The sequence below is a fragment of the Yoonia sp. TsM2_T14_4 genome (assembly GCF_049602355.1).
Lineage (GTDB): Bacteria > Pseudomonadota > Alphaproteobacteria > Rhodobacterales > Rhodobacteraceae > Yoonia > Yoonia vestfoldensis_A.
The window spans coordinates 735,558-750,285 of the sequence record NZ_CP187137.1; the positions used below are offsets into that span (position 1 = coordinate 735,558).

A 14,728-nucleotide genomic window follows, 5' to 3' on the forward strand; every position below is an offset into this window, starting at 1 on the left:
GAAGCGCGATTTGACCTAAGTATCCCCGCTGGAGGCTCTTGCAGCGGCGAACAGCCGCTTCAGCCCCGCCCATTGGCTGATCGCCAGGCCCAGCAGGATCAGGGCAAGGGCGGCAAAGAACCGCAATGGCAGGACCTCGTTCAGAACCAGCACGCCGAACAGCATCGACCAGACTGGTACCTGATAATTCACCAAGGTCATGAAGACCGCCCCCGCGCTGCGGATCGTCGCCACGCGCAAAACCGCGGCAAGCGCCGTGGGTATCACGCCCAGAAAGACAATCGCAAGCATCGGGCGGGGGGCGGCCGCGCCGGGGATGCCTTCGACGATCAGCATCGCGGGGATCAGCGCGGCAGCACCAACGCTCAGAAGCAGGGCTGTCATCGTGATCGGGTCGATGGGCGGGCAACGCCGCGTCATGACGCTGGACACCGCATAGGACATGGCGGCGGCAAGGCAGGCCAACTGGCCCAACGGCTCCCACCCCGTCCCGATCCGCAACACACCCGGGCCGATCAGGACGACGGCGCCGCAAAAGCCGATCACGACCCCCAGCGCGCTGCGCAGGCGCAGCTTTTCATCCGAAAACAGATGCGCCAGCGGCAGCACGAACAAAGGCAGCGCCGCCATGGAAATCCCCGCAAAGGCAGATGGCACATATTGTTGCCCCCAGCTGAGCAAGGCAAAAGGTACCGCGGTGTTGAAAATGCCGATGGCCAGCAGATAGGCCCGCATCTGCGGCGTGAAATCAGGCAAGGGGCGGCGCAGGACCACCATCAGCGCCAGCATCGCGCCTGCCCCCAGCGTGGTGCGTGCGCAGGCGACGGTCAGCGGGCCATAGCCTTCGAGGGCGGTGGCCACGACCATGAAGGTCGCCCCCCAGATCAGCCCGAGAAGGGCGATCGAGATCCAGTTCAATGGCGTGGGCTGCTGTGGCATGGGGTGCTGTCCAAAGGGCAAAAAGGCCCGGAGCGTGTCCGGGCCTTGCAGGGGTAGGGTAGGTCTTGACCCACCTTACGCCGAAAGTGTTTAGTTCTTGTCTTTGTCCACCATGCGGCCTGCGGAAATCCACGGCATCATCGCGCGCAGTTTTTCGCCGACCTTTTCGATCTGGTGCTCGTCGTTGATCCGGCGGGTTGCCTTGAAATAAGGCTGGCCCACGGAATTTTCCTGCATGAAATCACGCACGAATTTGCCGGTCTGGATGTCGGTCAGCACCTCTTTCATCCGCTTTTTGGTTTCCTCGTAAGGCAGGATGCGCGGACCAGAGACATATTCGCCATATTCGGCGGTGTTCGAGATCGAATAGTTCATGTTGGCGATACCGCCTTCGTAGATCAGATCGACGATCAGTTTGACCTCGTGCAGACATTCGAAATAGGCCATTTCAGGCTCGTATCCGGCCTCGACCAGTGTTTCAAAGCCCATACGGATCAATTCGACCAGACCGCCACACAGCACGGCCTGTTCGCCGAACAGATCGGTTTCACATTCCTGGCGGAAGTTGGTCTCAATAATCCCCGAACGCCCGCCACCGATGGCCGAGCAATAGGACAAGCCGATTTCCATGGCTTTGCCGGTTGCGTCTTGGTGGACAGCCACAAGGCAAGGCACGCCGCCGCCTTTGGTATATTCGCCGCGCACGGTATGGCCGGGGCCTTTGGGGGCCATCATGATCACGTCAACGCCGGCTTTGGGTTCGATCAGGCCGAAATGCACGTTCAGGCCATGGGCGAAAGCGATGGCGGAACCTTCTTTGAGGTTGTCATGGACGTATTTTTTGTAGGTCTCGGCCTGCAATTCGTCGGGCATGGTGAACATGATGACGTCGCACCAAGCGGCGGCTTCGGCGATGCCCATGACTTTGAGGCCTTCACCTTCGGCTTTTTTCGCGGATGGCGAGCCTTCGCGCAGGGCGACGACGAGGTTTTTGGCGCCAGAGTCGCGCAGGTTCAGCGCATGCGCATGGCCTTGGGAGCCGTAGCCCAGAATGGCGACTTTCTTGTCCTTGATCAGGTTCACATCGCAGTCACGGTCGTAATAAACGCGCATTTTCGTATTCCTTTGTTGAATCTGCAACGCTTATAGCGTCGTCCCGCCGTTTTGTGAGCGCAGTTCTTTGAGCATTTTTGGAAATAAGAAGATTGTTATGCGTAATTTTGTCGAATATAGCGGATTTCATGTTAGATGAGCTTGATCGCCGTTTGTTGCGCCTGTTGCAGGCTGACCCTAGCGGCGGTGTGCCGGATCTGGCGGAGGCTGTGAGCAGCACGCCGGCGCGGGTGACCCGCAGGCTGGACCAGCTGCGCGCGGCGGGCGTTTTGCTGGGCAGCCGGATCGTGATTGACTGGCGTGCGCTGGGCTATGCGGTGGCTGTCAGTCTGCGCATCACGCTCGACAAGACGCAATCGCGCGCCTTTGACGATTTTCTGGCGGCAGCACGGCAGGTGCCGGAGGTGATCGAGATCCAGACCTTTCTGGGGCGCGTGGATGTGCGCTTGTCGCTGATCGCGCGCGATCTGGCAGATTACCAGCGCATTTACCGTGAACAGGTTCTCGAATTGCCGCATATCGCGGATATCGAGGCGCTGATGACCGTCGCCACTGTCAAGGGCGACGAAAGCCTTCCGCTATGACATTGGATGACCTTGACCGCATGATCCTGCGCGCGCTGAGCGTGAATGCCGATCAATCTACCACGCAGCTGGCCACCAAGCTGGGGCTGAGCCAGCCTGCCACCTGGCGCCGGATCAAGCGGTTGCAGGAGGCTGGCGTGATCGCGGGGCGCCGGTTGCAGCTGGATGCTGCCAAGGCCGGGTTCGGGGTGACAGTGTTTTTGGGGGTGAAGCTGGCCACCAAGGGCCGCGTCAGCCTGGAGGATTTCGAACGTGCGGTGGGGGCGGTCCCCGAGGTGCAGACGGTTGATCATGTGCTGGGGCTGTATGACTACCGCCTGCGCGTGGTGGCGCGCGATCTGGCGGATTTCGAGCGCGTGCTGCGCCGCCGGCTGATGACCCTGCCCGGTGTCGGCAATGTCGAGGCCAATGTGCTTTTGTCCGAAGAGCGCCGTCCCGGGCCATTGTGAGGTCGCTTTGACGCCGATCGGAAACGCAGAATTGCGACAATGCCCTTGGTATGCCCAGATAGGCTTTGATTTCGGGTCGCCTGCGCCTTAGCTGTGGGGCAACAATCGAGGAGAATGGCGATGGACGGTGCAGCGCGTGGAGTGGACCCGGACGGGTTGATGGAGTTTTCGGTCGTTTTCACCGACCGGTCGCTGAACCATATGTCCAAGACATTTCAGGGCGTGATGACCGATATTTCGGCCATGCTGAAAGAGGTCTATGCTGCCGACCACGTAGCCATCGTACCGGGTGGCGGCACCTATGGCATGGAGGCCGTGGCGCGCCAGTTCGGCAGCGGTGCCCATGCCTTTGTTCTGCGCAACGGCTGGTTTTCCTATCGCTGGTCCCAGATTTTCGATGCGGGCCAGTTTACCGCCCAGACCACGGTGATGAAGGCCCGGCAGGCAGGGAACGACAGCCGCGCACCTTTTGCGCCTGCACCCATCGCTGACGTGGTCGCCGCGATCCGCGACGCGCGCCCCGATGTCGTCTTTGCCCCGCATGTGGAAACATCAGCAGGCATCATCCTGCCTGACGATTACCTGACGGCCCTTGCTGATGTGGCGCATGAGGTGGGCGCGATCATGGTGCTGGATTGTATCGCCTCGGGCTGTGTCTGGGTCGATATGAAGGCGACCGGTGTTGATGTGCTGATTTCCGCGCCGCAAAAGGGCTGGTCGTCCACCCCGTCAGCGGGCCTTGTGATGTTGTCCCAGCGCGCGGCGGACCGGCTGGCAGCGACGACGTCCAATTCCTTTGCCGTTGATCTGAAGAAATGGCATGCGATCATGCAGGCCTATGAAAATGGTGGTCATGCCTATCATGCGACCATGCCCACCGACGGGCTGCGCGCGTTCCGCGACACGATGCTGGAAACCAGGCAGTATGGCTTTGACAAGTTGAAGGCCGCGCAATGGGAGCTCGGCAATGCCGTGCGCCGCGTGCTAGCGGACAAGGGGCTGCGTTCTGTCGCGGCGGATGGCTTTGCCGCGCCCGGTGTTGTTGTCAGCTATACCGATGATCCGGCTATCCAGAACGGGTCCAAATTCATGGCCGAAGGCATGCAGATCGCTGCGGGCGTGCCGCTGCAATGCGACGAGCCTGCAGATTTCCGCACCTTCCGGCTGGGGCTGTTCGGGTTGGACAAGCTTTATGATGTGCAAGGCACGCTCGCGCGACTGATACCGGTGCTGGATCGCGTCCTCTAACGCGCGCCCAGACCCAGTTGCATCAGCGTGCGCCGGACCGGCGTGATCCCGTAAAGTGCCGCGATCCCGCGCGCGCGCAAATCCTGCGCCACGCTATTGCCCAGCATCGACGCCTTGTTCAGCGCGTCGATACCCGCGACCCGCAGCTTGATATCGGGGTGCCGCTGGCGGGCGTAGCTGTCCAGCATCGCGGGGCTGCCAAGGCTGGCAGGATCGGCTGTGGCAAGATCCAGCAAGCATGCCAGATCGCGCAGCGACATGTTCAGCCCCTGCGCGCCGATAGGCGGCATGACATGCGCGGCCTCGGCCACCAGTGCTGTGCGCGGGCCGGTGATCTGGTCGGCTATCTGGCTGATGATCGGCCAGACCATGCGTTTGGAGGCGAGCTTGAGCGGGCCGTAATGCCATGCTGACCGGTCATTCGCCTCGGCCTCGAAATCGGTAGCATCCAGCGCCGCGCGGCGCAGGGTTTGCGCGCCATGATCCATCCAGACCACGGCAGAGCAGGGCAGGCCCGCATGATCGGGCAGCGGGACAAGCGTGAAAGGCCCGCCTGCGCGATGAATCTCGGTCGAGATATTGTCATGCGGTGCGTCATGCGTGACAGCAAAGGTGATGGCCTTTTGGCCGTAACGCGTGGTTGTCGCGCTGATCCCCAAGGCGCGGCGCACGGCGGAATTGCGCCCGTCGGCCCCGATAACCAGCGAGGCTGCGACCTGTGTGCCGTCGGTCAGATTGACCAAGGCCGCGTTCAGGCGCGGCACCATGTTGCCAAAACCGATGCCGGGGCGGAAATCAACGTTTGGCAGGTCTTGCAGGCGCGCGACGATTTCGCGCCGGAGCAGCCAATTGGGCAGGTTCCAGCCGAAGGGCTGGTCGGAAATATCGCTGGCGTCGAAATCGCGCATAACATGGGGGCTGGCTGCGGCATCGACGATGCGCATGATCTGCAAGGGGGTCGCGTAATCCGCAAGGTGTGGCCAGATGCCCGCTGTCTCCAGAAACGCCTGTGCCGGTTGCAGGAACGCCGTGGTGCGCAGATCGGCCCCGTCGCTGTCGGCATCGGTCACGGGCGGTGTGGGATCGACGATCACCACCGAAAAACCGGCCGTGCCAAAGGCGGCAGCCGCCACCAGCCCCGCGACACCGCCACCGGCGATCAGAATATCAGTTTCTTTGCGTTCCATGACACGGACATAGTCCGCCGATGCGGGCTTGAGAAGGATCAGCGCGCAAGCTGCGACAAGAAAGCCGCAAGGTCCGGCGCACCATGGTGGATATGCAGCGCGCTTTCGGGGGTTTCATGCACATGTACCGTCCGCATGCCGACGTCATGCGGCACAGCCAGATTGCGGGCTTCATCCTCGAACATCGCGGCTTTGGTGGGGGTGATCCCGTCACGGGTAAAGATCGCCGCAAAAGCCTCGGCTGTGGGTTTGGGGCGGTAATTGGCGTGTTCAACGCCGTAAACCGCATCGAAATGCCGGGTCAGGCCGCGCGCGGCCAGCACGCGTTTGGCATGGTTTTCCGACCCGTTGGTATAGACGACCTTGCGCCCCTGCAGCCCCGCGATGGCCGCCCCCAGCAGCGGATCAGGCGCCAGATGCGTGATGTCGATGTTATGCACATCGGCCAGAAAATCATCGGGGTCGATGTGATGTTCGGCCATCAGCCCCGCGAGGGTAGACCCGTGGCTGATCCAATAGTCATGCGCCAACCGCAGCGCGCGCGCCTGATCCAGCCCTGTGATCCGCATCACATAGGCCGCAAAACGCACATCCATCTGCGCGAACAGCCCCGCCGACGGGTGATAAAGCGTGTTGTCGAGGTCAAAGACCCACGTATCGACATGTGCAAAATGCTGCGCAACCATGCGGCTTTGGTAATCTGCCCCTTGTCGGGGTGCAACCGCTTGGGCTTGCCTGCGGCGGCGCATGCGGCGTAATGTTTTGGGAACAACGACAGGTTCACTTATGCAAGACCCGCGACATGCCCAGAAAGACGCCTATGCCCTGATACTGGAGGCGATCGACAGCCACCTTTATAAACCGGGTGACAGGTTGGTCGAAAGCGAATTGGCAGAACGGTTCGGCGTGTCGCGCACCCCGATTCGTGAGGCGTTGCAGCGGCTGGAAACGCAATCCTTGCTGACCCGCGACGGGCGGTCGCTGATCGTGGCGTCGCTGGATCATTCGCAATTGTCGGAACTTTACGTCGTGCGCGGCGAGTTGGAAGGGCTGGCCGCCCGTCTGGCCGCGCGCCACGCCGCCCCCGAAGAGGTGCGGGTTTTGCAGGACATGCTGGAGGCCGACAAAAGGCTGATCAATGATCCATCCGCGCTGAGCCGCGCGAACCGGCGGTTTCACAAGCAGATCCATCTCGCGTCACATAACCGCTATCTGGTGCAGCAGCTGGACCTTGTGCATCGGTCGATGGCCTTGCTGGCCACAACGTCGCTGGCCGCCGAAGGGCGCGGCGCGCAGACCTTGGAGGAACATGCCGCCATTGTCGCAGCGATCGCGGCGGGTGATGGTGACGCTGCTTATAAGGCGCTGCGCGATCACATCTCTGCTGCGTTTGTTACGCGGCTGAAACTGGATGCGGCAAAGGTCGAGGCGGCAGATTAGCGGGCGGTTTCAGCCCCGTCAGCACCACACCATGCGCGGTCTTGTCCCAATAGAACGGCCTTGTGGCCAGTTCGGCCAGCCCGCGATAGGCCGCCAGCGTGCCCAGTGGGAAATAAACCGGCAGCGTCAGCGCCCAGCCCCACAGCCGCAGACGGCCCGCCTTGTGTAGCCCCACAAGATTGACCAGCAAGGCCAGCGCCTCGGCCGCGATAAACGCATAGGTCATCGCCCAGAACGCCCCTGCCGACAGCCAGCCATGCAGCGGATGCGCCACCCCCAGCGGGATCAGCCAGAGCGACCAGAACAAGGGCATCAGGGCAAACAGGCTCAGCGTGCCTAGAAACAACACCTGCACCCCGATGAATTGCCACAGCCCCAGATCGCGCAACAGGCGCACGGGGCTGCGCATATGGACGCCATAGGTGATGGCGTAACCTTTCAGCCAGCGCGCGCGTTGCTTGACCCAAGGCCAGGCGCGGCCATTGGCCTCTTCCATCGTCAGGGTGGGGATCAGCGCGGTCACATAGCCGCGCCGCGCCAGACGCAGGCCCAGATCGGCATCCTCGGTCACGTTATGCGCGTCCCATGCGCCCAAGGTTTCCAGAACGCTGCGCCGGAAAAACAGCGTCGTGCCGCCCAAAGGCACCACCAGTCCCAACCGCGCCAGCCCCGGCAGGACGACACGGAACCATGCCGCATATTCGATGGTGAAACAGCGGGTCAGCCAGTTGGTGCCGGCATTGTAATAATCCAGCACCCCTTGCAGGCAGGCGACATGCGCCCCAGCGGCGGCGAAATGGCGGGCCACGACGTGCAATTGGTCGGGGGCGGGCGCGTCTTCGGCATCCCAGACGCCGATGATGCTGCCCCGCGCAAAGGGCAGCGCATAATTCAGCGCGCGTGGCTTGGTCTTGACCTGACCGGGCGGGACGATGATGGCCCTGATCCAGCCCGGTAGCTGGGTGCGCGCCAGCGTCGCGCGGGTGGTCGCGTCATCCTGTTCCAGCACAAGACAGACATCAAGCAAGGCGCGCGGATAGCGCAGCGCCGCCAGCCGCACCAGCAGATGCGACGCAATCGCCGTTTCGCGGTAAAGCGGGATCAGCATCGTGATCACCGGCAGATCGGCCTCGGCCACGGGGCGGGGGTCGTGGGCGCGCGCGCGCATCCCGATGATCACGGCGGCCGCTTTCAGCAGCGTCGTGGCCATCAGCACGACCATCGCCCAAAGCGTGACTGCGATGATTAGCGCACCCAGATCAAGGACCGCACAGGCCATGATGACCACCGCCATGGCCAGCGCCAGCCGCGCGGCGCGGGCCGCGTCCCATGTCCGGCAGCTTTCGGTGGCAGGCACGCAAGTCTCCGCATCCGCCGCAAAGATGGGGCCATGCAGGGTGGCGATGGCATCGGTCAGCTTGGCCTCGGTGGTGATCGCCATGCGGATGCGGCCAAAGACCTGTTCCAGATCAGGGCGCGCTGCGGCGAAACGGGTGGGGCAGGTGGTCAGGACCGTGACCGTACCCTGCGCAGCGCGCCATGGCAGCACCCCGCGGCGCAGGCAATCCCGTGCGCCCCAGCGGGCGATCAGCGTTGCATCCGCTGGGCGGCGGGTCGGATCAACAACCTGCGCGCCATGGGCTTTTGCCAGATAGCGGGCGATTGTCCGCGATGGCAGGTTGCAATCGCGCAGCAATATATCGCTCAGCGGCACATCCAAACGCAGCGCCGCAGCAGCGGCACGGTCGGCCTGTCCCTGATCCAACAGATGCGTAGCCAACAAGGATTGCAACAGCGCCACATCCGTATCGGTCAGGCGGGCGGCAACAGCGGAATCGGTGATGAAATCAAGCATATGGCACCTGTCCCGTGACCGGATCAGGTATCGCGCCACATGGTTAAGGACTGGTTAATGCGTCCTCAGCGCGCGGCGCGGGTATCCATCGCCTCGGCAAAGCGTTCGAACAGGTAATAGCTGTCCTGCGGGCCGGGGCTGGCCTCTGGGTGGTATTGCACGCTGAACACCGGGCGGCCATCAAGGCGGATACCGCAATTGGACCCGTCAAACAGCGACACATGGGTTTCGATGACACCCGCAGGCAGGGTCTGGCTGTCTACGGTAAAGCCGTGGTTCATCGATGTGATCTCTACCTTGCCGGTCTGCATATCTTTGACCGGATGGTTGGCCCCGTGATGGCCGTGGTTCATCTTGACTGTGCGCGCGCCCAAGGCCAGCGCCAGCATCTGATGCCCCAGACAGATGCCAAAGACCGGAATATCGGTTGCCAGCACACCCTGGATCATCGGCACGGCATAAACACCGGTGGCCGCAGGATCGCCCGGACCGTTGGACAGGAACACGCCATCGGGGTTCAGGGCCAGCACATCCTCGGCGCTGGCGCTGGCGGGCAGGACGGTCACATCGCAACCAGCCGATGCCAGACAGCGCAGGATATTGCGCTTGGCGCCGAAATCGACCGCAACAACCTTGTGGCGGGCTTGCGTCTGTGGCTGATGGCCTTCGGGCCAGGCCCACCGCATTTCATTCCAGTGATAAGATTGCGCGCAGGTCACATCCTTTGCCAGATCCAGTCCTTCCAGACCGGCAAAGGCGCGGGCCTTGGCCACCAGTTTTTCCAGATCGAACACGCCGTCTGGATGATGGGCCAAGGCGACATGCGGCGCACCCTGCTGGCGGATCGCACGGGTCAGGCGGCGGGTATCGACGCCTCCCATGCCAATCCGGTTGCGCGCGGCCAGCCAGCTTTTCAGCTCTCCTGTGGCGCGCCAGTTGGATGCCTCGGTCGGGTCCCATTTGACAACCATACCCGCCGCGACCGGATCAGCGGTTTCATCATCGTCGGTATTGACGCCAGTGTTGCCGATATGGGGAAAGGTAAAGGTGATGATCTGCCCGGCATAGGACGGGTCTGTCATGATTTCCTGATAGCCCGTCATCGCGGTGTTGAAACACAGCTCGGCGACAGTTTCCCCCACAGCGCCAAAGCCCATGCCGTAAAAGATCGTCCCATCCGCCAGTGCAAGGCAAGCCGTCGGTTTCTGCGTCATGAGCGGATCTCCATTGGTCAAATTGGTGCGGGTTTACGGGTGCACAGCCACAGGGTCAAGGCCGGAGTGCCGCCTTGCAAATAAGGGATACCATGGCGTCAGTCTGCTTGTCACCGCTGGCGCAAAGGGGTAGCATGCACTTTCGTTATCGGCAAAAGAACAGGATTTTCCATGCAGCTGCGCGACCGGATCACGACGGCACTGACCGATGCGATGAGAGCGAAAGAAGCCGACAGGCTGTCCACATTGCGCCTGATCAACGCAGCGATCAAGGACCGTGACATCGCCATGCGCGGCACCGCTGACGAAGCCGCAGGCCTGTCGGATGCTGATGTCCTTGCGATCATGGGCCGGATGGTCAAGCAACGCCAGGAAAGCGCGCGCGCCTATGAAGAAGGCGGCCGATTGGAACTTGCTGAAAAGGAACTGGCCGAGATCAAGGTGATCGAGGAATTCCTGCCCCGCCAGCTGTCCTTGTCCGAAGCCGAATCCGCCGTGGAAGCGGCCATCGCCGCTGTCGGGGCCACCAGCATCCGCGACATGGGCAAGGTGATGGCGGAACTGAAAACCAAATACACCGGCCAGATGGATTTCGCCAAGGCCGGACCGATGGTCAAATCGCGGCTGGGATAGCGTCTTTCATCATCTTCCGAGCCTAAATATCCCCGCCGGAGGCATAAAAGTTTCTGTTCCGCGTCAGGTTGCTTGATCGCTGCGCAAGGCACGTTTGAGATCACCATAGAGCGCCAGCCGTTCTGACACATCCAGAAAGGCCCCGATTTCAACCTCGCGGTCGCCGCCGCGCAGGGTGATGTAATTTTCGACTGGCCCGCCCTTGGGATGCAGATGCACCGTCACCCAATAGCGGTTGGCGTGCCATTCCAGCTTTTCGCCCTTGGGGTTATGGCGGATCAGATGCGCGGTTGTGTCATCCACGGCCAGTTCTTCCAACACCTCACCGCGTTTGTAACTGATGTTGATCGCGGTCCACAGCCCCCAGAACATCAGCCCGAAAAACGGCAGCAAGGCCCAGACAACCACCGTCCCCAAAAGCGAGATCAGCGGCAGCGCCACCAGCGCCGCTGTCGCGCCCATGAACAGCACGAAATCCTTGCGCAACAGCGACCGGTAAGGCCACAGGCTCAATTGCCAGTCGGTTTGTCTGTCGGGCTGATCGGGTGTCCACTCATAGGGCATGTCGTTTCCTCGGCGTGCAGTCTGGTCTTTGCACAAACCTAGAGCCATGCGTGAAACTGTCACTGGTGTCTTGCGCCGGTCAGGCGTTTTGCCACAGCCCAAAACGAAAAAAGCCCCCGCAACGCGGGGGCTTTTGATTTGTTACGCCGCTAGTGGGCGTGTTGTTTGTCCCAGTCTTCGCGCTTGGGCAGCGTCTCGAACGTATGCTCAGGCGGTGGGCAGGGCAGGGTCCATTCCAGTGTGTCAGCATATTCGTTCCACGGGTTGTTTTCCGTCACAACGCGGCCGCGCAGCAATGTCCAGGCGATCACACCGATAAAGAACACGAAAGATGCAAACGACAGGAACGCACCCCATGACGACACCAGGTTCCACAGCGCAAAGGCGTCGGGATAGTCGATGTAGCGGCGTGGCATGCCCTGACGGCCCAGAAAGTGCTGTGGGAAGAATGTCAGGTTTGCACCGATGAACATGGCCCAGAAATGCAGCTTGCCAGCCCATTCGGGATACATACGGCCGGACATCTTTGGCAGGTAGAAATAGATCCCCGCAAAGATGGCGAACACCGCACCAAGGCTCATCACATAGTGGAAATGCGCCACGACATAATAGGTGTCATGATACACACGGTCCACGGCGGCCTGTGACAGCACGATGCCGGTCACACCACCGACGGTGAACAGGAACAAGAAACCAAACGCCCAAAGCATCGGAGTCTTGAACTCGATCGAGCCACCCCACATCGTCGCGATCCAAGAGAAGATCTTGACGCCGGTCGGCACCGCGATGACCATTGTCGCCAGCATGAAATAGCTTTGCTGGGTCAGGGACATGCCCACGGTATACATGTGGTGCGCCCAGACAACAAAGCCCAGAACCGCAATCGCGACCATCGCATAGACCATCGGCAGATAGCCGAAGATCGGCTTGCGGCTGAAGGTGGCGATGACGTGGCTGATGATGCCAAAGCCTGGGATAATGATGATATAGACTTCGGGATGGCCAAAGAACCACAGGATGTGCTGGTACAGGACCGGATCACCGCCGCCTTCAGGCTGGAAAAAGGTCGTGCCGAAATTGCGGTCGGTCAGCAGCATGGTGATTGCACCCGCCAGAACCGGCAGCGCCAGCAGGATCATCCAGGCGGTCACAAAGATCGACCAGGCAAACAGCGGCACTTTGTGCAGGGTCATGCCCGGCGCACGCATGTTCAGAAAGGTCGTGATGATGTTGATCGCGCCCAGGATCGACGAGGCCCCCGACAGGTGCACGGCGAAGATCGCTAGATCCATCGACATGCCTGCTTCATTGGTCGACAGCGGCGGGTACATGACCCAACCAACGCCCGACCCAAGCTGGCCATTGCCACCCGGTGCCAGCATCGAAGCCACACCCATCGCACCACCGGCCACGAACATCCAGAAAGACAGGTTGTTCAACCGCGGAAACGCCATATCGGGCGCGCCGATCTGCAGTGGCATGAAGTAATTGCCAAAGCCCCCGAACAGGGCCGGAATCACGACAAAGAACATCATAAGAACACCATGATAGGTGATCAGGACGTTCCATAGATGGCCGTTGGGTGTGCAGGGATCGGTCATGAACCCTTCTAGGCACATGTATTGTACACCCGGATACATGAGCTCGAGGCGCATATAAACGGTGAACGCCACCGAAATGAACCCTAGAACACCTGCTGTGAACAGATACAGGATCCCGATGTCCTTGTGGTTGGTGGACATGAACCACCGTGTAAAGGCACTCCGGTTGTCCTGATGTGCGTCGCCGTGGATGGCTGCGTCCGCCATGTGGCTCTCCTCGTTTTGGCTACAGATCGACGCCGCCGATTCAATATACGGCGGTCGTTGTCGGATGTTCTAGTCGCTTGCACCGGTATGGGCAACTGCGGATGCGGCGGGGGTGCTGGGTAAAATTGGCGCAGGCTGGGGATCGGCTGACCGCGTAAGGTGGATTGAAAACGACCCTACATGACATCCGCGAAACGCTGCCGCAGGGCGACGTCCAGATCGGCCATGCTGACAGGCAGGCCAAGGTCCACCAGCGACGTCACGCCATGATCGCGGATACCGCAGGGCACAATGCCGTCGAAATGCGACAGGTCTGGGTCCACATTGATCGCAAGGCCATGGAACGACACCCATTTACGCATGCGAATCCCGATTGCGGCGATCTTGTCCTCGGCCAGCGCGCCGTCCGCATTGCGCGGCTTGTCCGGGCGCTGCACCCAGACGCCGACACGGCCCGGCCGGACCTCGCCCTTGATGTTGAAGGCGTCCAGCGTGCCAATGACCCAGTTTTCCAGATCTTGCACAAAGCGGCGCAGGTCGTGTCCGCGCTTGCCCACATCGAGCATGACATAGACAACCCGCTGCCCCGGCCCGTGATAGGTGTATTCGCCGCCGCGCCGCGCGTCATGCACTGGAAACCGGTCAGGCGTGATCAGGTCCGCCGCTTTGGCAGAGGTCCCTGCGGTGTAAAGTGGCGGATGTTCCAGCAACCAGATACATTCCGCCGCCTCGCCCACGATGATCGCGTTCACGCGGGCCTCCATAAAGGCCAACGCGTCGTCATACGCTGTCAGCCCTTCGGTGATGATCCATTCTACCATGCGTTGGAGATAAACGCCCAGATGGGCGATGGGAAGGGACTTGATTTCCCTCTTGGCATCGCAAATCGCCTCGTCTATGAGAACGGCACTTACCAGCCTATGGACTTGCGGTCGTGGCGGAATTGGTAGACGCGCAGCGTTGAGGTCGCTGTGAAGTAACATTCGTGGGGGTTCGAGTCCCCCCGACCGCACCATTGTCTGGCGTGTCACCCCAACAGACCGGTCCGCGCGCTGAAGGTTTTTTGGCCCAAGAAACCTTGCGCCCCCCGCCGCCACATCACCGCAGCGCGCTATCCCGCCAGGCACCGGGCGCCAGCCCGTCCAATGTCCAATCCCCGATCTGCCAGCGTACCAGCCGCAACGTCGGAAATCCGATATGCGCGGTCATCCTGCGCACCTGCCGGTTGCGACCTTCGTGGATCGTGATCTCGATCCACTGATCTGGCACCGATTTGCGAAACCGGACAGGCGGGTCGCGCTCCCATAAGGCAGGGGGCGCAATGCGCTGCACCTGCGCAGGCCGAGTTGGTCCATCATTCAGTGTCACGCCATGACGCAGCAGTGCCAGATCGGCGTCGGTAGGTGCGCCTTCGACCTGCACCAGATAGGTTTTTGGCAGTTTGTGGCGTGGATCGGCGATCCGCGCCTGCAAGGCCCCGTCATCTGTCAGGACCAGCAATCCTTCGCTGTCGCGGTCCAGGCGCCCTGCGGGATAAACGCCGGGCACCGTGACAAAGCCCGACAGCGTCGGGCGCGGCGACGGGCTGCGCGCATCGGTGAATTGCGACAGTACGCCATAAGGTTTGTTCAACAACAAGATGCGCGACATGGCGTTTTCTAGCCTGCGCTGCCCCGTGCCGTCCACCGTATACC

15 protein-coding genes and 1 tRNA gene are annotated in these 14,728 nt (G+C 61.4%); 6 read left to right on the top strand and 10 right to left on the bottom strand.

Annotated elements, in window-relative coordinates:
* Positions 1 to 15: 15 nt before the first annotated feature.
* Together ACPF9B_RS03490 and ilvC are read right to left on the bottom strand one after the other, a co-directional pair.
* The gene (locus ACPF9B_RS03490) at positions 16 to 939 is read right to left on the bottom strand and encodes a DMT family transporter (protein WP_424179261.1); all 924 of its coding nucleotides are present in this window, start codon (positions 937 to 939) and stop codon (positions 16 to 18) included.
* A 90-nt stretch (positions 940 to 1,029) separates the two neighbouring features.
* Positions 1,030 to 2,052, bottom strand: a complete 1,023-nt coding sequence (ilvC, locus tag ACPF9B_RS03495; RefSeq protein WP_007205362.1) for a ketol-acid reductoisomerase — start codon at positions 2,050 to 2,052, stop codon at positions 1,030 to 1,032.
* A gap of 128 nt (positions 2,053 to 2,180) precedes the next feature.
* On the opposite strand from ilvC, the gene ACPF9B_RS03500 reads away from it, so the two are divergent.
* The 3 genes from ACPF9B_RS03500 to ACPF9B_RS03510 all read left to right on the top strand — a co-directional run bounded on the left by ACPF9B_RS03500 (position 2,181) and on the right by ACPF9B_RS03510 (position 4,333).
* Positions 2,181 to 2,636, top strand: a complete 456-nt coding sequence (locus ACPF9B_RS03500) for an Lrp/AsnC family transcriptional regulator (protein WP_424179263.1) — start codon at positions 2,181 to 2,183, stop codon at positions 2,634 to 2,636.
* Complete coding sequence (locus ACPF9B_RS03505; RefSeq protein ID WP_007205360.1) at positions 2,633 to 3,085, top strand: Lrp/AsnC family transcriptional regulator; 453 nt, start codon at positions 2,633 to 2,635, stop codon at positions 3,083 to 3,085. The genes ACPF9B_RS03500 and ACPF9B_RS03505 overlap by 4 nt, the downstream gene beginning before the upstream one ends.
* A 120-nt stretch (positions 3,086 to 3,205) precedes the next feature.
* Positions 3,206 to 4,333 carry an aminotransferase class V-fold PLP-dependent enzyme gene (locus tag ACPF9B_RS03510; protein WP_424179266.1) on the top strand — a complete coding sequence of 376 codons (1,128 nt, stop codon included), beginning with the start codon at positions 3,206 to 3,208 and terminating at the stop codon, positions 4,331 to 4,333.
* On the opposite strand, the gene ACPF9B_RS03515 is transcribed toward ACPF9B_RS03510, so the two are convergent.
* Complete coding sequence (locus ACPF9B_RS03515) at positions 4,330 to 5,520, bottom strand: UbiH/UbiF family hydroxylase (RefSeq protein WP_424179267.1); 1,191 nt, start codon at positions 5,518 to 5,520, stop codon at positions 4,330 to 4,332. The genes ACPF9B_RS03510 and ACPF9B_RS03515 overlap by 4 nt on opposite strands.
* Positions 5,521 to 5,558: 38 nt before the next feature.
* On the bottom strand, positions 5,559 to 6,206 hold the full coding sequence (locus ACPF9B_RS03520) for a pyrimidine 5'-nucleotidase (protein ID WP_424180341.1): 648 nt from the start codon (positions 6,204 to 6,206) through the stop codon (positions 5,559 to 5,561).
* Between the two features lie 100 nt (positions 6,207 to 6,306).
* Between ACPF9B_RS03520 and ACPF9B_RS03525 the strand changes: the two genes are divergently transcribed.
* Positions 6,307 to 6,960 (top strand): GntR family transcriptional regulator, encoded by a 654-nt coding sequence (locus tag ACPF9B_RS03525; RefSeq protein ID WP_007205356.1) that lies wholly within the window; start codon positions 6,307 to 6,309, stop codon positions 6,958 to 6,960.
* Here ACPF9B_RS03525 and ACPF9B_RS03530 read toward each other — a convergent pair.
* Both ACPF9B_RS03530 and carA read right to left on the bottom strand, forming a co-directional pair.
* On the bottom strand, positions 6,914 to 8,815 hold the full coding sequence (locus ACPF9B_RS03530; protein ID WP_424179268.1) for a glycosyltransferase: 1,902 nt from the start codon (positions 8,813 to 8,815) through the stop codon (positions 6,914 to 6,916). The genes ACPF9B_RS03525 and ACPF9B_RS03530 overlap by 47 nt on opposite strands.
* A gap of 65 nt (positions 8,816 to 8,880) precedes the next feature.
* The gene (gene carA, locus ACPF9B_RS03535; protein ID WP_424179270.1) at positions 8,881 to 10,029 is read right to left on the bottom strand and encodes a glutamine-hydrolyzing carbamoyl-phosphate synthase small subunit; all 1,149 of its coding nucleotides are present in this window, start codon (positions 10,027 to 10,029) and stop codon (positions 8,881 to 8,883) included.
* Between the two features lie 171 nt (positions 10,030 to 10,200).
* On the opposite strand from carA, the gene ACPF9B_RS03540 reads away from it, so the two are divergent.
* A complete protein-coding gene (locus ACPF9B_RS03540; protein WP_424179272.1) occupies positions 10,201 to 10,662 on the top strand; it encodes a GatB/YqeY domain-containing protein in 462 nt (153 codons plus the stop codon).
* 63 nt (positions 10,663 to 10,725) lie between these two features.
* On the opposite strand, the gene ACPF9B_RS03545 is transcribed toward ACPF9B_RS03540, so the two are convergent.
* The 3 genes from ACPF9B_RS03545 to lipB all read right to left on the bottom strand — a co-directional run bounded on the left by ACPF9B_RS03545 (position 10,726) and on the right by lipB (position 13,855).
* The gene (locus tag ACPF9B_RS03545; protein WP_424179274.1) at positions 10,726 to 11,226 is read right to left on the bottom strand and encodes a DUF2244 domain-containing protein; all 501 of its coding nucleotides are present in this window, start codon (positions 11,224 to 11,226) and stop codon (positions 10,726 to 10,728) included.
* Between the two features lie 149 nt (positions 11,227 to 11,375).
* Entirely contained in the window at positions 11,376 to 13,034 is a 1,659-nt protein-coding gene (gene ctaD / locus ACPF9B_RS03550; protein ID WP_007205351.1) for a cytochrome c oxidase subunit I, read from the bottom strand.
* 176 nt (positions 13,035 to 13,210) lie between these two features.
* On the bottom strand, positions 13,211 to 13,855 hold the full coding sequence (gene lipB / locus ACPF9B_RS03555) for a lipoyl(octanoyl) transferase LipB (RefSeq protein WP_424179277.1): 645 nt from the start codon (positions 13,853 to 13,855) through the stop codon (positions 13,211 to 13,213).
* 107 nt (positions 13,856 to 13,962) lie between these two features.
* Between lipB and ACPF9B_RS03560 the strand changes: the two genes are divergently transcribed.
* A tRNA-Leu gene (locus tag ACPF9B_RS03560) sits at positions 13,963 to 14,049 on the top strand.
* An 83-nt stretch (positions 14,050 to 14,132) separates the two neighbouring features.
* Here the strand turns inward: ACPF9B_RS03560 and ACPF9B_RS03565 are convergent.
* Complete coding sequence (locus ACPF9B_RS03565; protein ID WP_007205349.1) at positions 14,133 to 14,684, bottom strand: pseudouridine synthase; 552 nt, start codon at positions 14,682 to 14,684, stop codon at positions 14,133 to 14,135.
* Positions 14,685 to 14,728: the final 44 nt, after the last annotated feature.